This is a genomic window from Limnohabitans sp. TEGF002 (assembly GCF_055395845.1).
The window spans coordinates 2,441,675-2,459,782 of record NZ_AP029224.1 but is presented as its reverse complement, the minus strand read 5'-3'; the positions used below and the strand labels follow the sequence as shown (position 1 = coordinate 2,459,782).

The window sequence follows — 18,108 nt, the reverse complement described above, 5'->3', positions numbered from 1 at the left end:
CCCTATGGATTTTTCACAAGTCACGGTGGTGGTTGTGACTTTCAACAGTGCGCATTGTTTGCCAATGCTCGCCCCATTGTTGTCCCTTTGCTCCCATGTCGTGATATCCGACAACGGCAGCGATGACGATACGGCACTTAAGGCGCAGATGCTTTGGCCTCATGCCCATGTTTTGTCACATGGACGAAACCTCGGGTTCGGTTCAGCCAATAACCGAGCACTTGAGCACGTCAAAACACCTTTTTCTTTGTTGCTCAATCCCGATTGTGAAATGACAGCACAAGCGCTGGGCGATTTGCTGGCCGCTGCAGAAGATTGGCCTGATGCTGCCCTTGTCGCGCCGCAGCTCGTGGCTGCTGAAGGTAAAGCAGAAGTCAATTACCGATGGCCCTCTTCGTATTGGACCAGTCGCGGAGCCGCTGCAGAGGGGCCCTTGTGTGTTGGCTTTGTCTGTGGTGCAGTGATGCTTTTGCGCATGAGCCGCATGGCAACCGCAGGCTTTTTTGATGAGCGTTTCTTTTTGTACTACGAAGACGATGATTTGTGTCTGCGGCTTTTTCAGGCGAAGCTGCCCATAGTTTTGTGCCCTCAGGTGAAGGTACTTCACCGCTCAAGAGGCTCTGTGAGAGGCAATTCTCCTTGGCGGAGTGAGTATCTGCGCGGGTATCACCATGCACAATCGAAGCTTATTTTTTTGAATAAACATGAGTCCTTGAGGGCGGCTAAACGCCTGCAAAGACAACTGATCTGGATGACCACCTTGGCTCTGCCATTGCGGGTCATCCTGTTTTCTCCCAAGTTGGTGGCCCGTATGTGGGGGCGCTGGCGTGGGCTTTTGGAATGGAATGCATCATGAAGCCTTTAGATCGACCCACCCTGTGCATTGGCATTTTGACGATGAATGAGGAGCGTCGGATTGCCCAATGCATTCAAAGCGCCAAGTTTGCAGACCAGATTGTGGTCGTGGACAGTGGCAGTACAGACCGCACACTTGCGATTGCCTTGGAAATGGGTGCTGAAACTCATCGCTATGATGATTGGCAAGGCTTTGCTGTTCAACGGACACGCTTGCTTCAACACATCAAAGCAGACTATGTTTTCTTTTTGGATGCAGATGAAGTCATTGGTGACGTGCTGGCTGAAGAAATTAGTGCCGCAGTGGCCAGCCAACGCGATGCCATTTGGGAAGTTTTATGGAACCAGGTGGCTTACGGCCGCCCGCTTACGCTGATGAAATCAACGGCAGGGGTCCAGCGATTATTTAAAACAGCCTCAATTGAAAGATTTGACGGTGTTGTTCATGAGGGAGCCGTGATGCGCAACGGTTCACGCTCCGTAATCAAATTTCGCGAGCGCTTATTGCACTATTCCCGTGAAACCGTGCATGGTAGTTTGCTCAAACTGGCCCAATACGTACAGCATGGGGCAGCGAAAAGAGCGCAAGTCGGTAAAACGGGCGGCGTGCTCCGCGGCTTTGCGTCGGCGATTGCCATTTTTCTCAAGCTCTACGTTTTCCGCAGAGGGTTTCTTTGTGGTGCAGAAGGATTCTTGTTCTGCTTCTTCATCGCACTCGAGTGTTTTTTCCGCTACGCCGCTCTGAAATATGACTTTAAGCAACCGAGTGTTGCTTTATTCAAACGCTAACTTTTTTGGAAAAGATGATGAAAGTATTACTTGTGCATCAAACTAAGATTCCAGTCTTCTCTTACGGAGGGACTGAGCGTGTGGTTTGGGATTTGGCCAAAGGCTTGATTGAATTGGGGCACGAAGTGACTTTTTTGGTTCCGGAAGGATCAAGTTGTGACTTTGCTAGTGTTATTTTTATAGACTCTTCTAGATCCGTGATGGATCAAATTCCACAACGTGACTTTGACATCGTTCACTTTCAGTCCAACACGGAAAAGGAACCAGATTTTCCATATTTGGTTACAGAGCATGGCAATAGCAAACGGGAATACCCTTTCCCATTAAATACGGTCTTTATTTCGAAAAACCATGCAGAACGCTATGGCTCTCAGGAATTTGTTTACAACGGATTAGATTGGACAGCCTATGGTGCCGTCGATTGGACAATGCCGCGCCGCCGTCATCATTTTTTGGGTAAAGGCTCTTGGCCTGTCAAGAACCTGAAAGGCGCTATTCAGGTGGCTCGCAAAGCGGATGTGGAATTGGCCGTCTTGGGCGGAACACGGTTGAATTTGTCGCGCACTTTCCGATTTACCCCGTGGCGATCCATTCATTTTCACGGTATGGTGGGTGGCGCCTTGAAGTTTCGGTTGCTTAACGAATCCAAGGGGATGATTTTTCCTGTCCGCTGGAATGAGCCTTTTGGCTTGGCCGTGATTGAGAGTCTGTATTTCGGTAACCCGGTGTTTTCAACGCCTTATGGGGCATTGCCGGAGCTTGTATTGCCTCAGCACGGTTACTTGTCTAACTCCATTACCGAGCTCGCGGAGGCTGTTCAGGGTATCAAGTTTGATTCTCGCGAATGCCATGAGTGGGCTGTTTCAAAATTCAACCATGTGGCGATGGCACGAGGGTATCTGGAAAAGTATCAACGTATTCTGGATGGTGAACGCATGAATGCATCACAGCCGGTTCTGAAAGAGAATGGGCATCAATTGTTGCCTTGGAAGTCTTGATGTGTTTTCCTTGATTCAGAAAACGATTCCGCAACATCAGTCAATCTTGCAATTGCAGCCCCCCAAAAAAATACCAGCCCCATTTGGGCTGGTATTTTTATTTCAGACGTTCAGATTGGTCATGTTAAATCGCTGCCAAATGGCACTTCAGCAGAGATTCATTGCCCAAAAAGTCCATTCAATGCTTGCACATCTTCAACCTTCAGCACTCCCGCAGCTTGACGCAACTTCATCTGCCCCAGCAACACGTCGTAACGCGCTTTGGCCAGATCGCGTTTGGTCTGGAACAGCTTGCTTTGGCTGTTGAGTACTTCAATATTGGTACCAAAGCCCACCTGGTAGCCCAGTTTGCTGGCGTCCAAAGCGCTTTGGCTGGAGGCTTCTGCCGCCTGCCAAGCCTTGACCTGGCTGAGGCCTGATTGCAGGCCCAAAAAGGCGGTGCGGGTAGCTTGCACCACGCTGCGCTGGCTCGCTTCGAGGTCGTTCTTGGCCTTGTCTTCCAGGGCCACAGTTTCTTTGATGCGGTTTTGACTGGCCTGACCGGTGTAAAGCGGGTAGTTGAAGGCCAAGCCAATTGTGGCCGCGTTGGTGTTTGGCTGGGTTGATGCGCCATTGCGGTAACGCGTCATGCCGTAACTGCCCGTGAGGTCGAGCGTGGGGCGCAGGGCGGCCTGGGCTTTTGTGATTTCAAGTTGGGCCACTTCCAGGGCAATGCGGGCTTGGGTCAGGTTGCCATTGTCCTGCACCGATTGCGCCACCCAGGACTCGATGCTGCCGCTTTGCAGGCCGTCCATATTGACGGCGCCCAGCAGAGGCTTGGGCGAGACTTCGCGTTGGCCCACGGTGTCGTCCAGTACCAGCTTCTTGATGCGCAAATCATTTTCGGCTGCTATTTCCTGGGCGGTTACACGGTCAAATGTTGCCTGCGCTTCACGCGTGTCAGTGATGGTGGTGGTACCCACTTCGAATTTGCGTTTGGCTGCGGCAAGTTGTTCAGATACTGATGATTTTTCAGCTTTAACAAAATTCAGGCTTTCCTGCGCGGTCAACACGTCAAAGTAAGCCTGGCTCAGTCGCACGATGAGCTCTTGCTCAGCCACTTTCAACTGGGCCTGGGCCTGGGCCACTTGCTTCATGCCTTGTTCGTAACTGGCCTGGTTGGCTGGGCGATACAGCGGGTGGCTGGCGCTGAGTGTGAGCGCACGGGTGCCGAAAGCGCGACTGCCCAGGGCATTGCTCTGGTTGTCCAGATCGGTCTCGGACAGGTTGCCGCCCAAACCTGCCGTGGGCCGCAGCAAGGCCTTGGCCTGCTCGGCACGGGCCAGTGTGGCCTCGTACTGCGAGCGGGCCGACTTGAAGGTGGCATCGTGGCTTTTGGCCGCTTCGTAGAGCGTGGCCAGGCTTTGGGCCTGGGCGGTGCCTGCAAAGGCGGCCATCAAGGCCAAAGTCAAGGGCAAGGTGCGCAGTTTCATGGCGGGTCTTTGATTAAAAAATGTCGGGCCGACTGGGGGCTAAAAGCTGACTCAATAAACCGGAATGCTGGGGTCCAATTGCGCCGACCATGCGTGGATGCCGCCCGAGACGTTGGCCACCTGGAAGCCATGCTGTTGCAAAAATGCCGCGACTTGCATGCTGCGGCTACCGTGGTGGCAGAGGCAGGCAATTGGGCGAGACTTGTCCAGCTCATCTAAGCGGGCCGGAATGGTTTGCATGGGCATGTGCACAAAGTCCAGCGCATCGGTCTTGGCACTGGCAGTTTGTACCTCCCAGCCTTCACGCACATCCAGCAGGATGGGGCGTTGTGTCTGGCCTTTGGCCCAATCGGCTAGCTGTGCGGGGGTGATTTGTTCCATGGCGTGCCCGTTCAGAACTCGAACCGTGAGTGCTCGGGGAAACCACTCAGGCGAGGGGCGTTGCAATCCCAAGGCTCAGTCGTGGTCCAGTTGTTGTCGCTGGTTCGGGTGATCAGCGTGGCACGCATCATGGGCTCTTCACCCACGATGGCGACAAGGCGGCCACCCACGGCGAGTTGCTGCAGCAATGCGGCAGGCACTTCGGCCACCGATCCGCTGAGCGCGATCACATCAAAAGGTCCGTCTGCTGGTGCACCCTGGCTGCCATCGGCCGTGCGCACAACCGCATTGGTCACGCCAGCTTTTTGCAGGTTGGCTTGGGCTTGGGCGGCCAAATTGGCATCGATTTCCAGGCTCAGCACGCTGGACGATTGGTGCGCCAGCAAGGCGGCCATGAAACCGGATCCCGTGCCGATATCCAGCACTTTGTCGGTTTTCTTCACGGCCAGGTCTTGCAGCATTCGGGCCTGAACGCGAGGGGCCAACATGACCTGGTTGGTTGCAGCGCCCAGAGGGATTTCCATGTCAACAAAAGCCAGGGCTTTGTGCGCCATCGGCACAAAGTCCTCGCGGCGCACGACGGAGAGCAGATCCAGTACTTGGGGGTCCAGCACTTCCCAAGGGCGGATTTGCTGTTCGATCATGTTGAATCGGGCTTGATTCAGATCCATTCGGGTACTCCTGAGGGGGTTATCGCTAAATGAGTTGATTTTAAGGGGCGGACGTGTCTTGTCCCTGACGCTCGGGTGCAAGGCCAGCTTTTCGGCGCAGCCATTGGGCCAAGTCGTCCATGTAGCAGTAAACGACGGGCACGACCACAAGGGTCAGCAAGGACGAGGTGATGACACCGCCAATGACCGCTTGGCCCATGGGCGCGCGTTGCTCGGCGCCTTCGCTCAGTGCAAAGGCCAGCGGCACCATGCCGAAAATCATCGCCAAAGTGGTCATCAAAATCGGGCGCAGCCGCACCTTGGCTGCCAGCAACAAGGCCTCGCTGCGCTCCAGCCCGTCCTCACGGGCGCGGATGGCAAAGTCCACCAGCAAGATGGCGTTTTTGGTCACTAGGCCCATGAGCATGATCACGCCGATGATGGAGAACATCGACAGGGTCGAGCGAAACGCCATCAGGGCCAGGACCACGCCGATCAGGGTCAGCGGCAGAGAGGTCATCAGCGCCAGGGGCTGCAAGAAGCTTTTGAACTGGCTGGCCAAGATCATGTAAATAAAGATCACCGCCATGGCCAGGGCCGACAAGGCATAGCCAAAGGACTCGCCCATGCTCTTGGTGGAGCCACCAAAGCTGTAGCGGTAGCCGGGCGGCAGGTTCAGGCTGTCCATGGCCTTGCGGATGTCGGCGGACACTTCACCCGCAGCGCGCCCGAACACGTTGGCGTTGATGGCCACTTCGCGCATCATGTCGCGCCGGTTGATCTGGTTAGAACCGGTGGTTTCGCTCACGCGGGCTACCTGGCCCAAGCGGACGGTGCGCGAAGTGCCATCGGGCACAGTCACCATGAAGGGCAGCCGTTCCAGGTCTTGGGGACTGTTGCGGGCCTCGGGTGCAAGGCGCACGTTCACGTCGTAAGTCTGGTCGTCTGGCGCACGCCAGTTACCCACGGTTTGTCCCGCCACCAAAATGCGCAGCGGCGATGCCAGCTGCGCTGTGCCCAGGCCCAGGTCAGATGCTGCGTCCCGCAGCACTTCCATGCCGATGACAGGTTTGTTGGGTTTCACACTGGAGTCCAGATCCACCAAGCCGGGAATGTCGCGAACCTTGGCTAAGGCCAGCAGCGCCAGTCGTTCCAGCTCTTTTTGGTCGGGGCCTTGCAGCGAAAATTCGACTTGCTTGTTGCCGCCAATGGCGTCCAGCAAACCGGTGTGCGTGACCGCGATGCCGGGCACTTGTTTGAGACGTTCGCGCAGCACGGCAGACATTTGGTCGGCGTTGCGGCTGCGGTTTTTGCGGTCCACTAAACGGATGTACAGGTTGACGTTGTTCTTGCCTTGCGCGTTGGCGGTGTTGATGGTGCTGACGGTGTAACGCACTTCCGGGAAGTCGCGCAGGATGGCCTCGACCTGGCGGGTTTTGGCCTCGGTCGCCTCGAGCGAAGTACCCACCGGGGTTTCGAACTTGACCGAGGTTTCAGAAAAATCAGCTTTGGGCACGAACTCGGTGCCCAGCAGCCTGACCATGAACACGCTGGCCACAAAAATGCCCAGCGCCAGAAACACGGTGGACTTCTTGTGCACCAGCGCCCAGCGCAAGATGCCCTGGTAGCCATCGGCCAGGCGCTCGGTGCTCCGGTCAAACCAGCCGGTCACGCGGCCAATGCTTTTGTCGTACCAGCTGACAGGCGCGTGGCTTTTGCCGTGCGCGTCGATGGCTGGGTCGTGCCAGATGCTCGAGAGCATGGGGTCGAGCGTGAAGCTGACGAACATCGAGATCATCACCGCTGCCACGATGGTGATGCCGAACTCGTGGAAGAACTTGCCGATGATGCCTTCCATGAAGCCGATGGGTAAAAACACCGCCACGATGGACAAGGTGGTGGCCAGCACGGCCAGGCCAATTTCTTGTGTGCCTTCCAAAGAGGCCTTGTAGGCGTTCTTGCCCATTTGCACATGGCGCACGATGTTCTCGCGCACCACAATCGCGTCGTCGATCAGCAGGCCCACACACAGGCTCAACGCCATCAGCGTGATCATGTTGATGGTGAAGCCAAACATCTGCATGAACATGAAGGTGCCGATCAACGAGATCGGCAGCGTCAGGCCTGTGATGACCGTCGAGCGCCAAGAGTTGAGGAACAAAAACACGATCAACACCGTGAGGATGGCCCCTTCGATCAGGGTTTGGCGCACATTGTTCACCGACACGCGGATGGGCCGCGAGTTGTCGGTGATGGGTTCAAGCCGCAGGCCAGGCGGCAGCTGGCTTTTCAAATCGGCCACAGCTTTGACCAGGCCATCGACCACTTGGATGGTGTTTTCATCCTGCGACTTTTGCACCGACATCAAAAGCGTACGTTGGCCGTTGTAGAGCGCCAGGTTTTCCAGCTCTTGCGCGCCGTCTTTCACGGTGGCCACTTGCGACAAGCGAATAGGGATGCCGTTTTTGCGGGCCACGATGATGCGACCAAAGTCTTCAGGCCTTTGCATGCGCGAGCTGATCTGCACCATGCGCTCTTGCTCCAGCGAGCGGATCGCGCCCACGGGCAAATCCTGGTTTTCATTGCGCACGGCGCTGACCACCTGCTCGGCGGTCACGCCAAAGGCCTCCATGTTGGCCGGTTGCAGATACAGATTGATCTCGCGTTTGCTGCCGCCCACCAAGGTGACCGAGCCCACACCACGCACATTTTCCAGACGCTTTTTCAGCACCTGTTCTGACCAATTGGTCAACTCGACTGCGTTGAGTTTGTCACCCTCTGGAATAACAGCCAGCGACCACACGGCACGGCTGGAGGGGTCAAAGCGCAGAACCCGGGGTTCTTTGACTTCGGTGCGCAGCAGAGGGCGAAGCGAGGCGACTTTTTCGCGCACATCTTCGGCCGCTTTGCGGCCATCGATCTGCAGCTGGAACTCCATGATCACCACGGACTGGTTTTCGTAGCTGCGCGAGGTCAGCGCGCTGATGCCAGCGATCGAGTTGACGCCTTCTTCGATCTTTTTGGAGACTTCGCTCTCCACAATCTCTGGCGATGCGCCGGGGTATTCGGTGCTGATGACCACCACCGGAAAGTCGATGTTGGGGAACTGATCGACTTTGAGGCGCTGGAACGAAAAAATGCCCAGCACCACCAAGGCCAACATGACCATGGTGGCGAAAACGGGGTTTTGCAGGCTGACGCGGGTGAACCACATGAATGGGCCTCTTTCAGCGCACGCCAGCGGTGAATTTCACCAGCGTGCCTTCGCGCACAGCGCCGGCGCTGGCCATCAGCACCTGGGTCCCTTCGCTCAGCCCATCCACTTCGACCCAGGTCAGGGTGATGTTTTGGTTTGTTTTTTCAGTGCGGGTGCCGGTTTTTACCAACACATGCCGCACTCGATCGCCATCGACCACTTGCACATAAGGCTGGGGCTTGTCGGTGCGCACACTCGACAGCGGCACTGCCAACGCTTGCGCCGTGCGTGTGCCCAGCAGTCCTTCTGCAAACAGGCCTTGGCGCAAGCCCTCATGGCCTGCAAGGCCCAGGTACACCAGCACGCTGCGGCTGGCCGCTTGGGCTGAGGGGTTGATGCGCAGGACCTGCGCTGCCACGGGCTCTTCCTGTCCTTCGACTTTGAGTTGGGCTTTCATCCCTTTGCGCACCAGACCCGCGTCGGTTGCGGGCAAAGCCGCTTCCAACTCCAGCTGGCTGAGGTTGACCACCTCCACAATCCGGGCGTCCAGCGCCATCCTTTCGCCGGGCTGGGCCAAGCGTTGGGCAACCTGACCGCTGATGGGCGTGCGAATGGTCGCATCGTCCAGGGCTTTGCGGGTCACATCGAGTGCTGCCACAGCTGCCATGTGGGTCGCCTTGGCTCCATTCAGGCTGGCCATGGCGTTTTGCAAAGCGGTCTGCGAGATGAAGCCTTGATCCACCAGCGCCTTGTTGTTGTCGTATTGCTTTTGTGCAATGTCGACTTGCGCCCAAGCGGCGTCGGCTTGTTGCTTGGCCTGGCGCTCCCGGGCTTGGTATTCGGTGGGGTCGATGCGGGCGATCACTTGGCCTGCCTTGACCATATCCCCTTCGCGGACCACCAGGCCCAGCAATTCGCCAGCCACACGCGCCTTGACCATGGCACTTTGGCTAGCTTTGAGCGTGCCAGAAACGGGCAAGCCCAGCACCATGTCCATGTTTTGGACCCGAACCACATCGCTGGCACTCAATTCAATGACTGGTGTTGCCGGGGCGCTCGTTTTGGCGGCTTCGCTGGCAGGCTGGCGCTGGCTCAGCCAAAGCGAACCGCCGGCGAGCAAGACGGCAGCAGCTACGGCGGATAAAAACCAGAGGGTCGACTTTTTCATGTTGAATCGGGCAAAAAATCAGTTGAATATCAAGCTTGGGACAGGCCACGCGCCATGAGGCGGGCGTGCTGCGAAATGAAGGCTTCGGGGTCAATTTGCTCGTGGTTGGGGCAGCATGGCCCCATGGAATGCTTCCACATCACCAAAAACAAAAGCGGGGCCATGACCGAATGCAGGGTCAAATCGATGTTCATTGGACGAAATTCGCCACGGTCAATGCCACGCTGCAATGCGTTGCGAACCAGGGCATGGGCGGGCTCGATCACTTCGTTGCGGAAAAAAATCGCCAGGTCAGGGAAGTTGCTGGCCTCGCTCATGACCAGCTTGGAAATGCCCGATGCCTTGGTGGCCCCGTAACGACGCCACCATTGCAGCATCATCCATTCCAACAACTCACCCGTGCTCCCTTGGAATTGCGCCACTTCGACAGCGCCTTGGGTCACGGGGGCCACCACGTTTTCTCGTACCACCGCTTTGAACAGGTCTTCCTTGCTGGGAAAGTATAAAAACAGCGTGCCCTTGGACACGCCGGCCCGCAAGGCCACTTCCTCGACGCGCGTCGCAGCAAATCCTTTTTCCACAAACAAATCCAAAGCCGCTTCGAGCAGTTCACCCGGGCGGTCTTGTTTGCGGCGTTCGCGTTTGTGGGGAGCGATGGCTTCGGTGGAGTTCACAAATATTTAATGACTGACTGGTTAGTAATATACGGCCTGTGACAGTCTTCGTCAAGGCGCCAGCGCACCTTGGACCTCGAATAAAAAAGGGCTGCCATTGGGCAGCCCTTCTTGCTCATCAAAGCCAAGCTTCAGTTCGAGAAAGCAGGAATCCCGGTGATGGCGCGGCCGAGAATCAGGGCGTGCACATCGTGTGTGCCTTCGTAGGTGTTGACCACTTCCAGGTTCACCAAGTGGCGGGCCACGCCGTACTCGGCGCTGATGCCGTTGCCGCCCATCATGTCGCGCGCCATGCGGGCGATGTCGAGCGCCTTGCCGCAGCTGTTGCGCTTGAGGATGGAGGTCAGGTCCACCGAGGCGGTGCCTTCGTCCTTCATGCGGCCCAAGCGCAGGCAGCCCTGCAGGCCCAGGCTGATTTCGGTCAGCATGTCGGCGAGTTTCTTCTGGATCAATTGGTTGGCGGCCAAGGGGCGGCCAAACTGCTGGCGGTCCATCACGTACTGACGGGCGCGGGCGTAGCAGTCTTCGGCAGCGCCCAGAGCGCCCCAGGCGATGCCGTAGCGGGCGCTGTTCAGGCAAGTGAACGGGCCTTTCAAGCCGCGCACTTCTGGGAAGGCGTTTTCTTCGGGGCAGAACACTTCGTCCATCACGATCTCGCCGGTGATCGAAGCGCGCAAGCCCACCTTGCCGTGCACGGCGGGGGCGCTCAGGCCTTTCCAGCCTTTTTCCAAAATGAAGCCACGGATCTGGCCGCCATCGTCCTTGGCCCAGACCACAAACACGTCGGCGATGGGGCTGTTGGTGATCCACATCTTGGCGCCGGACAGGCTGTAGCCGCCGTCCACCTTTTTGGCGCGGGTGATCATGCTGCCGGGGTCAGAGCCGTGGTTGGGTTCGGTCAAGCCAAAGCAGCCGATCCACTCGCCACGGGCCAGTTTGGGCAGGTATTTTTGTTTTTGCGCTTCAGAGCCAAAGTCGTTGATGGGCAACATCACCAAAGAAGACTGCACGCTCATCATGGAGCGGTAGCCGGAGTCCACGCGCTCGACTTCGCGTGCCACCAGCCCGTAGCACACGTAGTTCAGGCCCGCGCCGCCGTACTGCTCGGGGATGGTGGCACCCAAAAGGCCCAGCTCACCCATCTCGCGGAAGATGGCCACGTCGGTGGTTTCGTTCAAAAACGCGTCTTTCACGCGGGGCAGCAGGCGTTCTTGGCAGTAAGCGCGGGCGGCTTCTTGCACTTGGCGCTCGTCGTCGGTCAGTTGCGCGCTGAGGTTGAAGGGGTCTTCCCAGCTGAAGGTGTTTTTGGTGGTGGCCATGAGGGGTGTCTCCGTGAAAAAATCTTGATGCCGATTGTCAGGGTGAGATGAATAGTTGTCTAATATTGATTGCCTATCCATCAATACATTATTTTAATTTATGGAATTTCGTCACCTGCGCTATTTCCTTATGCTTGCCGAAGAGCTGCACTTTGGCCGTGCGGCCCAGCGCCTGTCCATCTCGCAGCCACCGCTCAGCCTGAACATTCAGCAGCTTGAGGCTTCGGTCGGGGCCCAGCTGTTCGCCCGCAACAGCCGGGGCGTGCAGCTCACGGCGGCGGGGTCGGCGTTTGTGCCGGCGGCCCGGGCCTTGCTGGCGCAGGCGAGCGCCGCTGCACGTGAGGCGCGCGATGTGGCAGAGGGCCAGTCGGGCCAGCTGCACATCGGTTTTGCCGGGACCATGTTGTATTGCGGCCTGCCGCAAATCTTGAGCCGCTTTCAAAGCAGCCACCCGCGTTTGCGTCTGGTGCTGCGCGAGCTGAGCTCGTCCGAGCAGCTTTCTGATTTGTTGCGCGACCGCCTGGATGTGGGCTTTGTGCACACGCCCCGGGTGCCGCTGGGCTTCGAGCAAATTTTGGTGGCCAGCCAACCCTTGGTGGCGTGTTTGCCTGCCAGCCACCCTTTGGCGGGGGCGACCAGCGTGGGGCTGGGTGAACTGGTCGGGCAAGACTTGGTTGTGGTGTCCCGAACGGTGTCGCCCGATTACCACGAGCGCATCGTGATGCTGTGTGAACAGGCCGGTTGGATGCCGCAGGTGGTGCACGAGTTGCGCCATTGGCTGAGCGTGGTGTCTTTGGTCTCGCAAGGCTTGGGTGTGGCGCTGGTGCCGCAGGCCCTGCAGCAGTCGGCGCTGGCGGGCGCGGTGTTCGTGCCGCTGCGCGAGGTCGATGCACGTTATGACACCCGATGCTTGTGGCGCAGCGACCGAGACCAGACGGCGCTGGGGGACTTTGTGCAGGCAGTGCAGGGCGGGCTGCTACCCCACGGATAATCCAATCCCTCTTCAACAAGGAACCCACATGACACAAACTCTGGTTTTGGGCGGCGGCTGCTTTTGGTGCACCGAGGCGGTGTACGTCAAGGTGCGCGGTGTGACCGATGTGGAGTCGGGCTACTGCAACGGCCAGACCGTGAACCCCACTTACGACGAAGTCTGCACTGGCCGCACGGGCCACAACGAGGTGGTCAAGCTCGAATACGACCTGACGCAGGTGAGCACCCGCGAGTTGTTGGAAATCTTGTTTGTGATCCACGACCCCACGACCTTGAACCGTCAGGGCAACGACGTGGGCACGCAATACCGCAGTGGCATTTACTTCACCACGCCCGAACAGGCCGAAGAGGCCTGCGCCCTGATTGCCGAGCTGACGGCTGGCAACGCCTTTGGTCAACCCATCGTGACCGAGGTGCTGGCTCTCGCCAATTACAGTGCAGCTGAGGACTACCACCAGGATTTCTTTGAGCGTAATCCCTACCAAGGCTATTGCATGGCGGTGGCCGCGCCCAAGGTGAGCAAATTCAAAAAGACGTTTGCGCGCCTGGTGCGTGAGTGACAATGTTGCTTGCCGCTATCGGGCAATGCCCAATCTGAAGCTGGTCAGCACAAAGCCAGTCACCTCTAAAAAATCCATGTACAAAATTGCCTTTTTGCTCGCCGCCATGAGCTTGTCCGCAATGGCCTTGGCCCAACACAGCAACAAAGAAGTCCAAGAAGACATTGCACGACACCGCGCTATGGCCGAGGCCCATGAGGCGGCTGCCAAATGCCTGGAGTCCGGTAAAAAGCCAGACCAGTGCACCAAAGAGTTGCAAATTGCCTGCAAGGGACTCGCGTTGGGTAAATACTGCGGTATGAAGCACGCGCATTGATCTGCAGCTGAATGGCGTTGCCAGACCGAGTATTCCAAGCATGAACCTTGATCATCCCGTCTTGTCATCTCTTTTGCCCGTGGCGCTGCTCATCTTGATGGGTTTTGTCGCGGGCAAGACCAAACTGGTGCAAGGTGAATCGGTGCGCGATTTGTCGAACCTCGTGTTCATGGTGCTGACACAAGCGATGCTTTTTCGCACCATGAGCAAGGTTCATCTGGAGCAACTCGATTTTGAACCCGTGGTGCAGTATTTGGCTGTGACCGTGCTTTTGTTTTTCATCCTGATTTTTGTCTATGGACGAAACGCTAGGGCGACTGTTTTGGCCTTGGCCGGTATTTTCAGCAACACCTTGATGATTGGTGTGCCCTTGGTCGGTCTGGCTTACGGTCAGGCAGGCCAGGTTTTGCTGCTGACTTTGGTCTCTGTGCACGCCTTGGTCTTGTTGACCTTGGCCACTTTGATACTGGAATTGCAGATGGCTCGAGAGCAACAGATGGCTTCTGGTGATTCCAGACACTTATGGCGAACCGCCTTTCAGGCGATCCGCAGCGCCGTGCTGCATCCTGTGCCATTGCCGATTTTGGTGGGCTTGTTGTATGCCCAAACTGGGTGGGGGCTTCATCCCGTGGTCGATAAGCCCTTGCAATTGCTCGGTAACGCTTTTGTGCCCATTGCTTTGTTGTTGGTGGGCATCACCTTGTCGCAGACCAACATCGGACTCAACCTTGTCAAAGCGGTTCGTTTATCGCTGGTCAAAACAGTCTTGCACCCGCTGCTGATGCTGGTTGTGTCATGGTCTTTCGGCTTGCGCGGTTTGCCCTTGTCGGTGATGGTGGTCGTGGCTGCTTTGCCCATGGGGGCCAATGGTTTTTTGTTTTCGCAGCGCTATCAAAAAGAAGAAGACACGGTCACCGCCGCTGTGGCGGTGTCAACGCTGATGGCCGCCGTTGGCATCAGCTTGGCCTTGGCCTGGCTGCCGAGCGTTTCGCCCTGAAAATTCCGATGCGGTCCATGGCTTGGTATCACCGCACATGACCCACAGTGAGTCTGCATTCGTTTGCAGAAGTCTGGCTTAAGAGCCTTCTGACAGAAGCAATTGAAGCCACTTGCTTGCCAGTTGTGGTGTCGCAGCGGCAATGCGACGGGACTCATGCCAGATCAATTCATCCAAGGTGAAGACATCTCCTCCAGCCTCTCTGATCAAGAGCACACCCGCTGCGGCATCCCAGCTGCCCATGTCATGTGACCAAAACACATCGACTCTGCCAGCCGCCAGATAAGCCAGTTCAAGCGCCATGCTGCCCGAGCGTCGGACTCCGGCCACGGTGGAAATGGCCCTGTCAAACTGGATCAAGTACTCGGGCAAAGATGCAGCACGGGGTTTGGGAAACACCGTGGCCGCAACGGCCCGTTGCAAATGGTCTGTACCTGCCACTTTCAAAGGCTTGCCGTTCAGGGTGGCACCATGATGAAGGGCTGCGCTGAAGACCTCTTGACGGCAGGGATCCACAATGCACGCGGCAATCGGCTCACCATCTGACAAAAGTGCAATGGACACGCTGTACTGGGGATAGCCGCGCAAGAAATTCATGCTGCCATCGATGGGATCGATCACCCAGAGCAATCCATCGCTGACCTGTGCCTTGGCACTTTCTTCACCCAGGAACCCATGTTCTGGATACGCTTGGGCAATGCGTGCCTTCAGGTGTTCTTCGATGCTGCGGTCCAAGGCGCTGCACCAGTCACCAGCCGACTTGAACTCGACGTCATGTGGCTGGCCAGTCGCTTGCTGGATCATGTGGGCGGCTTCCAGTGCCAAGGTTTGGGCGAAAACCCTGGCGTGTGTGGCGAGGTCGGTCATGCCATCTCTCGCATGCGCGAGACGTAATCAAAGTTTCGGGTGTCCACAAAGGAAGTTCGAAATTCGGCGGGTTTGCGATCAAAAGTGTGTGCGACACGGTCAATGCGCAACACGGGTGTGGCCAAGTCCAAGTTCAGCAATTGGGCGCTGTCGGGCAAGACCAACTCTGCGCGAACCCGTTCATCTGCCTCAACAATGGTCACCCCGAACGCCGCCTGATAGTGCCCGTAAATCGTCGTGGTCCGAGCTGTGAAAGTGGCTTGATTCAATCCCGGGAACATCGCTGCAGCGATGGCAATTCGATCGTGGATCACCGGCTGACCTTGCAAGTGAAGGACATTTTCAATGCGGAACACCCATTGATTGCCATGCAGTCCCAGTGCTTGGGCTTCTACTTGCGTGGCTCTGGACTTGGAGAACTTGTGCAGTCGGACTTCGGGAAATTCACTCGGCCTGTCTCGGGGCACGATTTTGAAAAACTGGAACATGAAGCGCTCGCGATCGAGCTTGCCGACAAAGGTGCCTCTTCCTTGCTGACGCAAAAGCACGTGTTCAGCCACCAATTCGTCTACAGCGCGACGAACCGTCCCTACCGAAACCTGAAAGCGCAGGGCCAAATCTTTTTCATTGGGCAGCGCGGCCCCCGGCGCCGCAAAACCGGATTGGATGTCGTTGATCAGTTGCCGTTTGACTTGGCGATAAAGCATTCGAAAGATCTTCCAAAAGAACAAACATCCAAACCGGAGCCTGACGGATCAGACCTATCGCAGGGCTGCTTGGATGGATGGCCTGCAGCTTCTATAAATTGTCCACGTAACTTTCAAGGGTTCAATTTTGCCCAAGATTCATGAAAAGAAGGGCACTGAGCACGAAACACGCAATCACCAGGGTCTCTGCCACCAGCATCAAGACAGGTTGCCAGCCCAACTTGGCGAGTTCACCGAGACTGGTTTTGACGCCAGCGGCAGCAATGGCGATGACCAAGCACCAACGAGAAACACTGTTGGCCATCGCCGTGACCTCCGTGGGTACCCAGCCTGTACTGGCCAGTATGACCAGCGCCATGAAGCCCATCAAAAAGCCCGGGACCAAAGGGGGCTTCGTTTGCGAAATATCACCAGCTTCTTGGACAGAGCCCCATTTTCGGTAGCCAAAAGCGATCAGCATCACCACAGGCAGCAGCAACACAACGCGGAACAACTTGACCACGGTGGCGGCATCCCCTGACTCTTGCCCCATCATCATGCCTGCAGCGACCACTTGGGCCACATCGTGGATGGTGCCGCCGAGAAAGATGCCGGACTGAACAGGTGAGACCGATAACCAATCGAGAAACAAAGGGTACGCCACCATGGCCAGCGTGGAGAGCACGGTCACGCCGACCACGGCCATCAGGGTAAAGCGCTCATTTTCTCGTGTAGGGGGCAACACGGACGAGATGGCCAAGGCCGCAGAGGCGCCGCAAATGCCTACAGCACCGCCTGACAGCAAGCCCTCCGAGGCGGGACGGCGAAAGACCCGCGCCAACAAAAGACCCGATGCGATGGTGATACCAACTGCGAGCACCAAGACCAAACCCACACTGGCACCCAAGTGCGTCACTTGGTCCAGGGTAATGCGGATGCCAAGCAAAGCAACGCCAAATCTCAACACGGTGCGAGCGCAAAAATTGATGCCTACAAAATTGCCCGCTTGTTGAGACAAAAAGTGAAGAGACAACCCGATCAGCAGGGCATACAGCAGTTGTGGCCCGCCATAGTGCTCAGACAAAAAGGTCGCAGACAAGGCAATGACCGTACAGATCAAAACGCCTGGCGTGTGTGTTCTGAGTTTGCCGACCATGGCGACAACGGTTTGAGCTGAATGCCCCATCAGCATAACGATCGGATCGTGTCCAGCAGTGACTGAGGCACCTTCAGGCCTGATTGCTTGGCCGCATCGAGCAATTGAAGGCGTCGTTGGCCCGGAAGGCGCACGCCCTCATCCGCCAACATGGCCGTCACGAGGGCCTCTATCCGCTCGCTGTAAACAGCATCACCACCCAGTGCCTTGGGGTCGATCACAATGAAGGCTTGGCCCAGCTGAGGCTGATTGCCTTCTGGCTTGAAAAACGTATCGGCTTCGGCACCAAAGTGAGCCCCTGTTAAGGTGGTGACGAGCAGCTCCACCACCATCGCCAGCATGGCACCTTTGGTGCCACCAATTGCGAGCATGGAGCCCTCTAACCCTTTCTTGGGGTCAGTTGTGGGGTTTCCATCCGAGTCAAGGGCCCAGCCCAGTGGGATCGATTCGCCTTTGTCGGCAGCCACCATCAGTTTGCCTCGAGCAACCTCTGACAAGGACAAGTCGACACTGACAGGCGGATGGCCGGTTCGGGGAAAAATCGCCGCAATGGGGTTGGTACCAAAAATGGCCCGTTTGCCTCCGGCTGGCGGCATGGCTGCGGGTGAATTGCCACAGGCAATACCGACCATGCCAGCGGCGGCCACAGGATCCAAGTGGTAAGCCGCCATGCCGAAGTGGTGGCTGTTGGTCACAGTGGCGATCGCGATGCCATGCTGCCGAGCCCTGGAAATGGCTTCCTCAATGGCCATGCGGCAGGCTGGAAAAGCAAAGCCATTTCCCGCATCGATCAGCACGGCGCTGGAACGCTGGTTTTTAACCACGGGTACAGCATCACCTATCACACGCCCAGCCTTGAGGTGGCTGACATACATGCTGACACGAGACAGGCCATGCGAGGGCAGGCCGCTGGCTTCGGCTGTGACCAGTGCCAAAGCCGTGGAATGGGCTTGGTTTGGTGATGCACCGGCATGGGTCAGTGCTGCTTGCACCAGGGTGGTGATTTCTTCGTAAGGGTGCAACATGGGATA

The 18,108-nt window shown here is 57.1% G+C and carries 18 protein-coding genes; 7 read left to right on the top strand and 11 right to left on the bottom strand.

What is annotated here, in order from left to right:
* Positions 1-4: 4 nt before the first annotated feature.
* Genes ACZ5SR_RS12225 through ACZ5SR_RS12215 form a run of 3 tightly spaced genes read left to right on the top strand, consistent with a single transcriptional unit; the run spans position 5 to position 2,642 of the window.
* Positions 5-856 (top strand): glycosyltransferase family 2 protein, encoded by an 852-nt coding sequence (locus tag ACZ5SR_RS12225; protein WP_464448938.1) that lies wholly within the window; start codon positions 5-7, stop codon positions 854-856.
* Positions 853-1,644: a glycosyltransferase family 2 protein gene (locus ACZ5SR_RS12220; protein WP_464448937.1), complete on the top strand. Its 792-nt coding sequence runs from the start codon at positions 853-855 to the stop codon at positions 1,642-1,644. The genes ACZ5SR_RS12225 and ACZ5SR_RS12220 overlap by 4 nt, the downstream gene beginning before the upstream one ends.
* 17 nt (positions 1,645-1,661) lie before the next feature.
* Complete coding sequence (locus tag ACZ5SR_RS12215; RefSeq protein ID WP_464448936.1) at positions 1,662-2,642, top strand: glycosyltransferase; 981 nt, start codon at positions 1,662-1,664, stop codon at positions 2,640-2,642.
* A 158-nt stretch (positions 2,643-2,800) separates the two neighbouring features.
* Here the strand turns inward: ACZ5SR_RS12215 and ACZ5SR_RS12210 are convergent, their stop codons facing one another.
* The 7 genes from ACZ5SR_RS12210 to ACZ5SR_RS12180 form a co-directional block, all read right to left on the bottom strand.
* Positions 2,801-4,114: a TolC family outer membrane protein gene (locus ACZ5SR_RS12210; RefSeq protein ID WP_464448935.1), complete on the bottom strand. Its 1,314-nt coding sequence runs from the start codon at positions 4,112-4,114 to the stop codon at positions 2,801-2,803.
* Between the two features lie 51 nt (positions 4,115-4,165).
* Positions 4,166-4,495 carry a rhodanese-like domain-containing protein gene (locus tag ACZ5SR_RS12205; RefSeq protein ID WP_464448934.1) on the bottom strand — a complete coding sequence of 110 codons (330 nt, stop codon included), beginning with the start codon at positions 4,493-4,495 and terminating at the stop codon, positions 4,166-4,168.
* 11 nt (positions 4,496-4,506) lie between these two features.
* Entirely contained in the window at positions 4,507-5,166 is a 660-nt protein-coding gene (locus ACZ5SR_RS12200; RefSeq protein WP_464448933.1) for a protein-L-isoaspartate O-methyltransferase family protein, read from the bottom strand.
* A 40-nt stretch (positions 5,167-5,206) separates the two neighbouring features.
* Positions 5,207-8,359, bottom strand: a complete 3,153-nt coding sequence (locus ACZ5SR_RS12195) for an efflux RND transporter permease subunit (RefSeq protein WP_464448932.1) — start codon at positions 8,357-8,359, stop codon at positions 5,207-5,209.
* 13 nt (positions 8,360-8,372) lie between these two features.
* On the bottom strand, positions 8,373-9,509 hold the full coding sequence (locus ACZ5SR_RS12190) for an efflux RND transporter periplasmic adaptor subunit (RefSeq protein ID WP_464448931.1): 1,137 nt from the start codon (positions 9,507-9,509) through the stop codon (positions 8,373-8,375).
* A gap of 29 nt (positions 9,510-9,538) precedes the next feature.
* A complete protein-coding gene (locus ACZ5SR_RS12185) occupies positions 9,539-10,183 on the bottom strand; it encodes a TetR/AcrR family transcriptional regulator (protein WP_464448930.1) in 645 nt (214 codons plus the stop codon).
* A gap of 131 nt (positions 10,184-10,314) precedes the next feature.
* On the bottom strand, positions 10,315-11,502 hold the full coding sequence (locus ACZ5SR_RS12180) for an acyl-CoA dehydrogenase (RefSeq protein WP_100117698.1): 1,188 nt from the start codon (positions 11,500-11,502) through the stop codon (positions 10,315-10,317).
* Between the two features lie 100 nt (positions 11,503-11,602).
* On the opposite strand from ACZ5SR_RS12180, the gene ACZ5SR_RS12175 reads away from it, so the two are divergent.
* The 4 genes from ACZ5SR_RS12175 (at position 11,603) to ACZ5SR_RS12160 (ending at position 14,368) form a co-directional block, all read left to right on the top strand.
* Positions 11,603-12,493 (top strand): LysR family transcriptional regulator, encoded by an 891-nt coding sequence (locus ACZ5SR_RS12175; RefSeq protein ID WP_464448929.1) that lies wholly within the window; start codon positions 11,603-11,605, stop codon positions 12,491-12,493.
* A gap of 28 nt (positions 12,494-12,521) precedes the next feature.
* Entirely contained in the window at positions 12,522-13,055 is a 534-nt protein-coding gene (gene msrA / locus ACZ5SR_RS12170; RefSeq protein ID WP_464448928.1) for a peptide-methionine (S)-S-oxide reductase MsrA, read from the top strand.
* A 76-nt stretch (positions 13,056-13,131) separates the two neighbouring features.
* Complete coding sequence (locus tag ACZ5SR_RS12165) at positions 13,132-13,371, top strand: hypothetical protein (RefSeq protein ID WP_464448927.1); 240 nt, start codon at positions 13,132-13,134, stop codon at positions 13,369-13,371.
* 40 nt (positions 13,372-13,411) lie between these two features.
* Positions 13,412-14,368, top strand: a complete 957-nt coding sequence (locus ACZ5SR_RS12160) for an AEC family transporter (protein WP_464448926.1) — start codon at positions 13,412-13,414, stop codon at positions 14,366-14,368.
* A 78-nt stretch (positions 14,369-14,446) separates the two neighbouring features.
* Here the strand turns inward: ACZ5SR_RS12160 and ACZ5SR_RS12155 are convergent, their stop codons facing one another.
* From ACZ5SR_RS12155 to ACZ5SR_RS12140, 4 genes are all read right to left on the bottom strand, one after another.
* Positions 14,447-15,235, bottom strand: coding sequence for an inositol monophosphatase family protein (locus ACZ5SR_RS12155; RefSeq protein ID WP_464448925.1), 789 nt, complete (start codon positions 15,233-15,235; stop codon positions 14,447-14,449).
* A complete protein-coding gene (locus ACZ5SR_RS12150; RefSeq protein ID WP_464448924.1) occupies positions 15,232-15,942 on the bottom strand; it encodes a GntR family transcriptional regulator in 711 nt (236 codons plus the stop codon). The genes ACZ5SR_RS12155 and ACZ5SR_RS12150 overlap by 4 nt, the downstream gene beginning before the upstream one ends.
* Positions 15,943-16,063: 121 nt before the next feature.
* Positions 16,064-17,077 (bottom strand): YeiH family protein, encoded by a 1,014-nt coding sequence (locus tag ACZ5SR_RS12145; RefSeq protein ID WP_464448923.1) that lies wholly within the window; start codon positions 17,075-17,077, stop codon positions 16,064-16,066.
* Positions 17,078-17,106: 29 nt separating this feature from the next.
* Complete coding sequence (locus ACZ5SR_RS12140; RefSeq protein ID WP_464448922.1) at positions 17,107-18,102, bottom strand: Ldh family oxidoreductase; 996 nt, start codon at positions 18,100-18,102, stop codon at positions 17,107-17,109.
* Between the last annotated feature and the right edge of the window lie 6 nt (positions 18,103-18,108).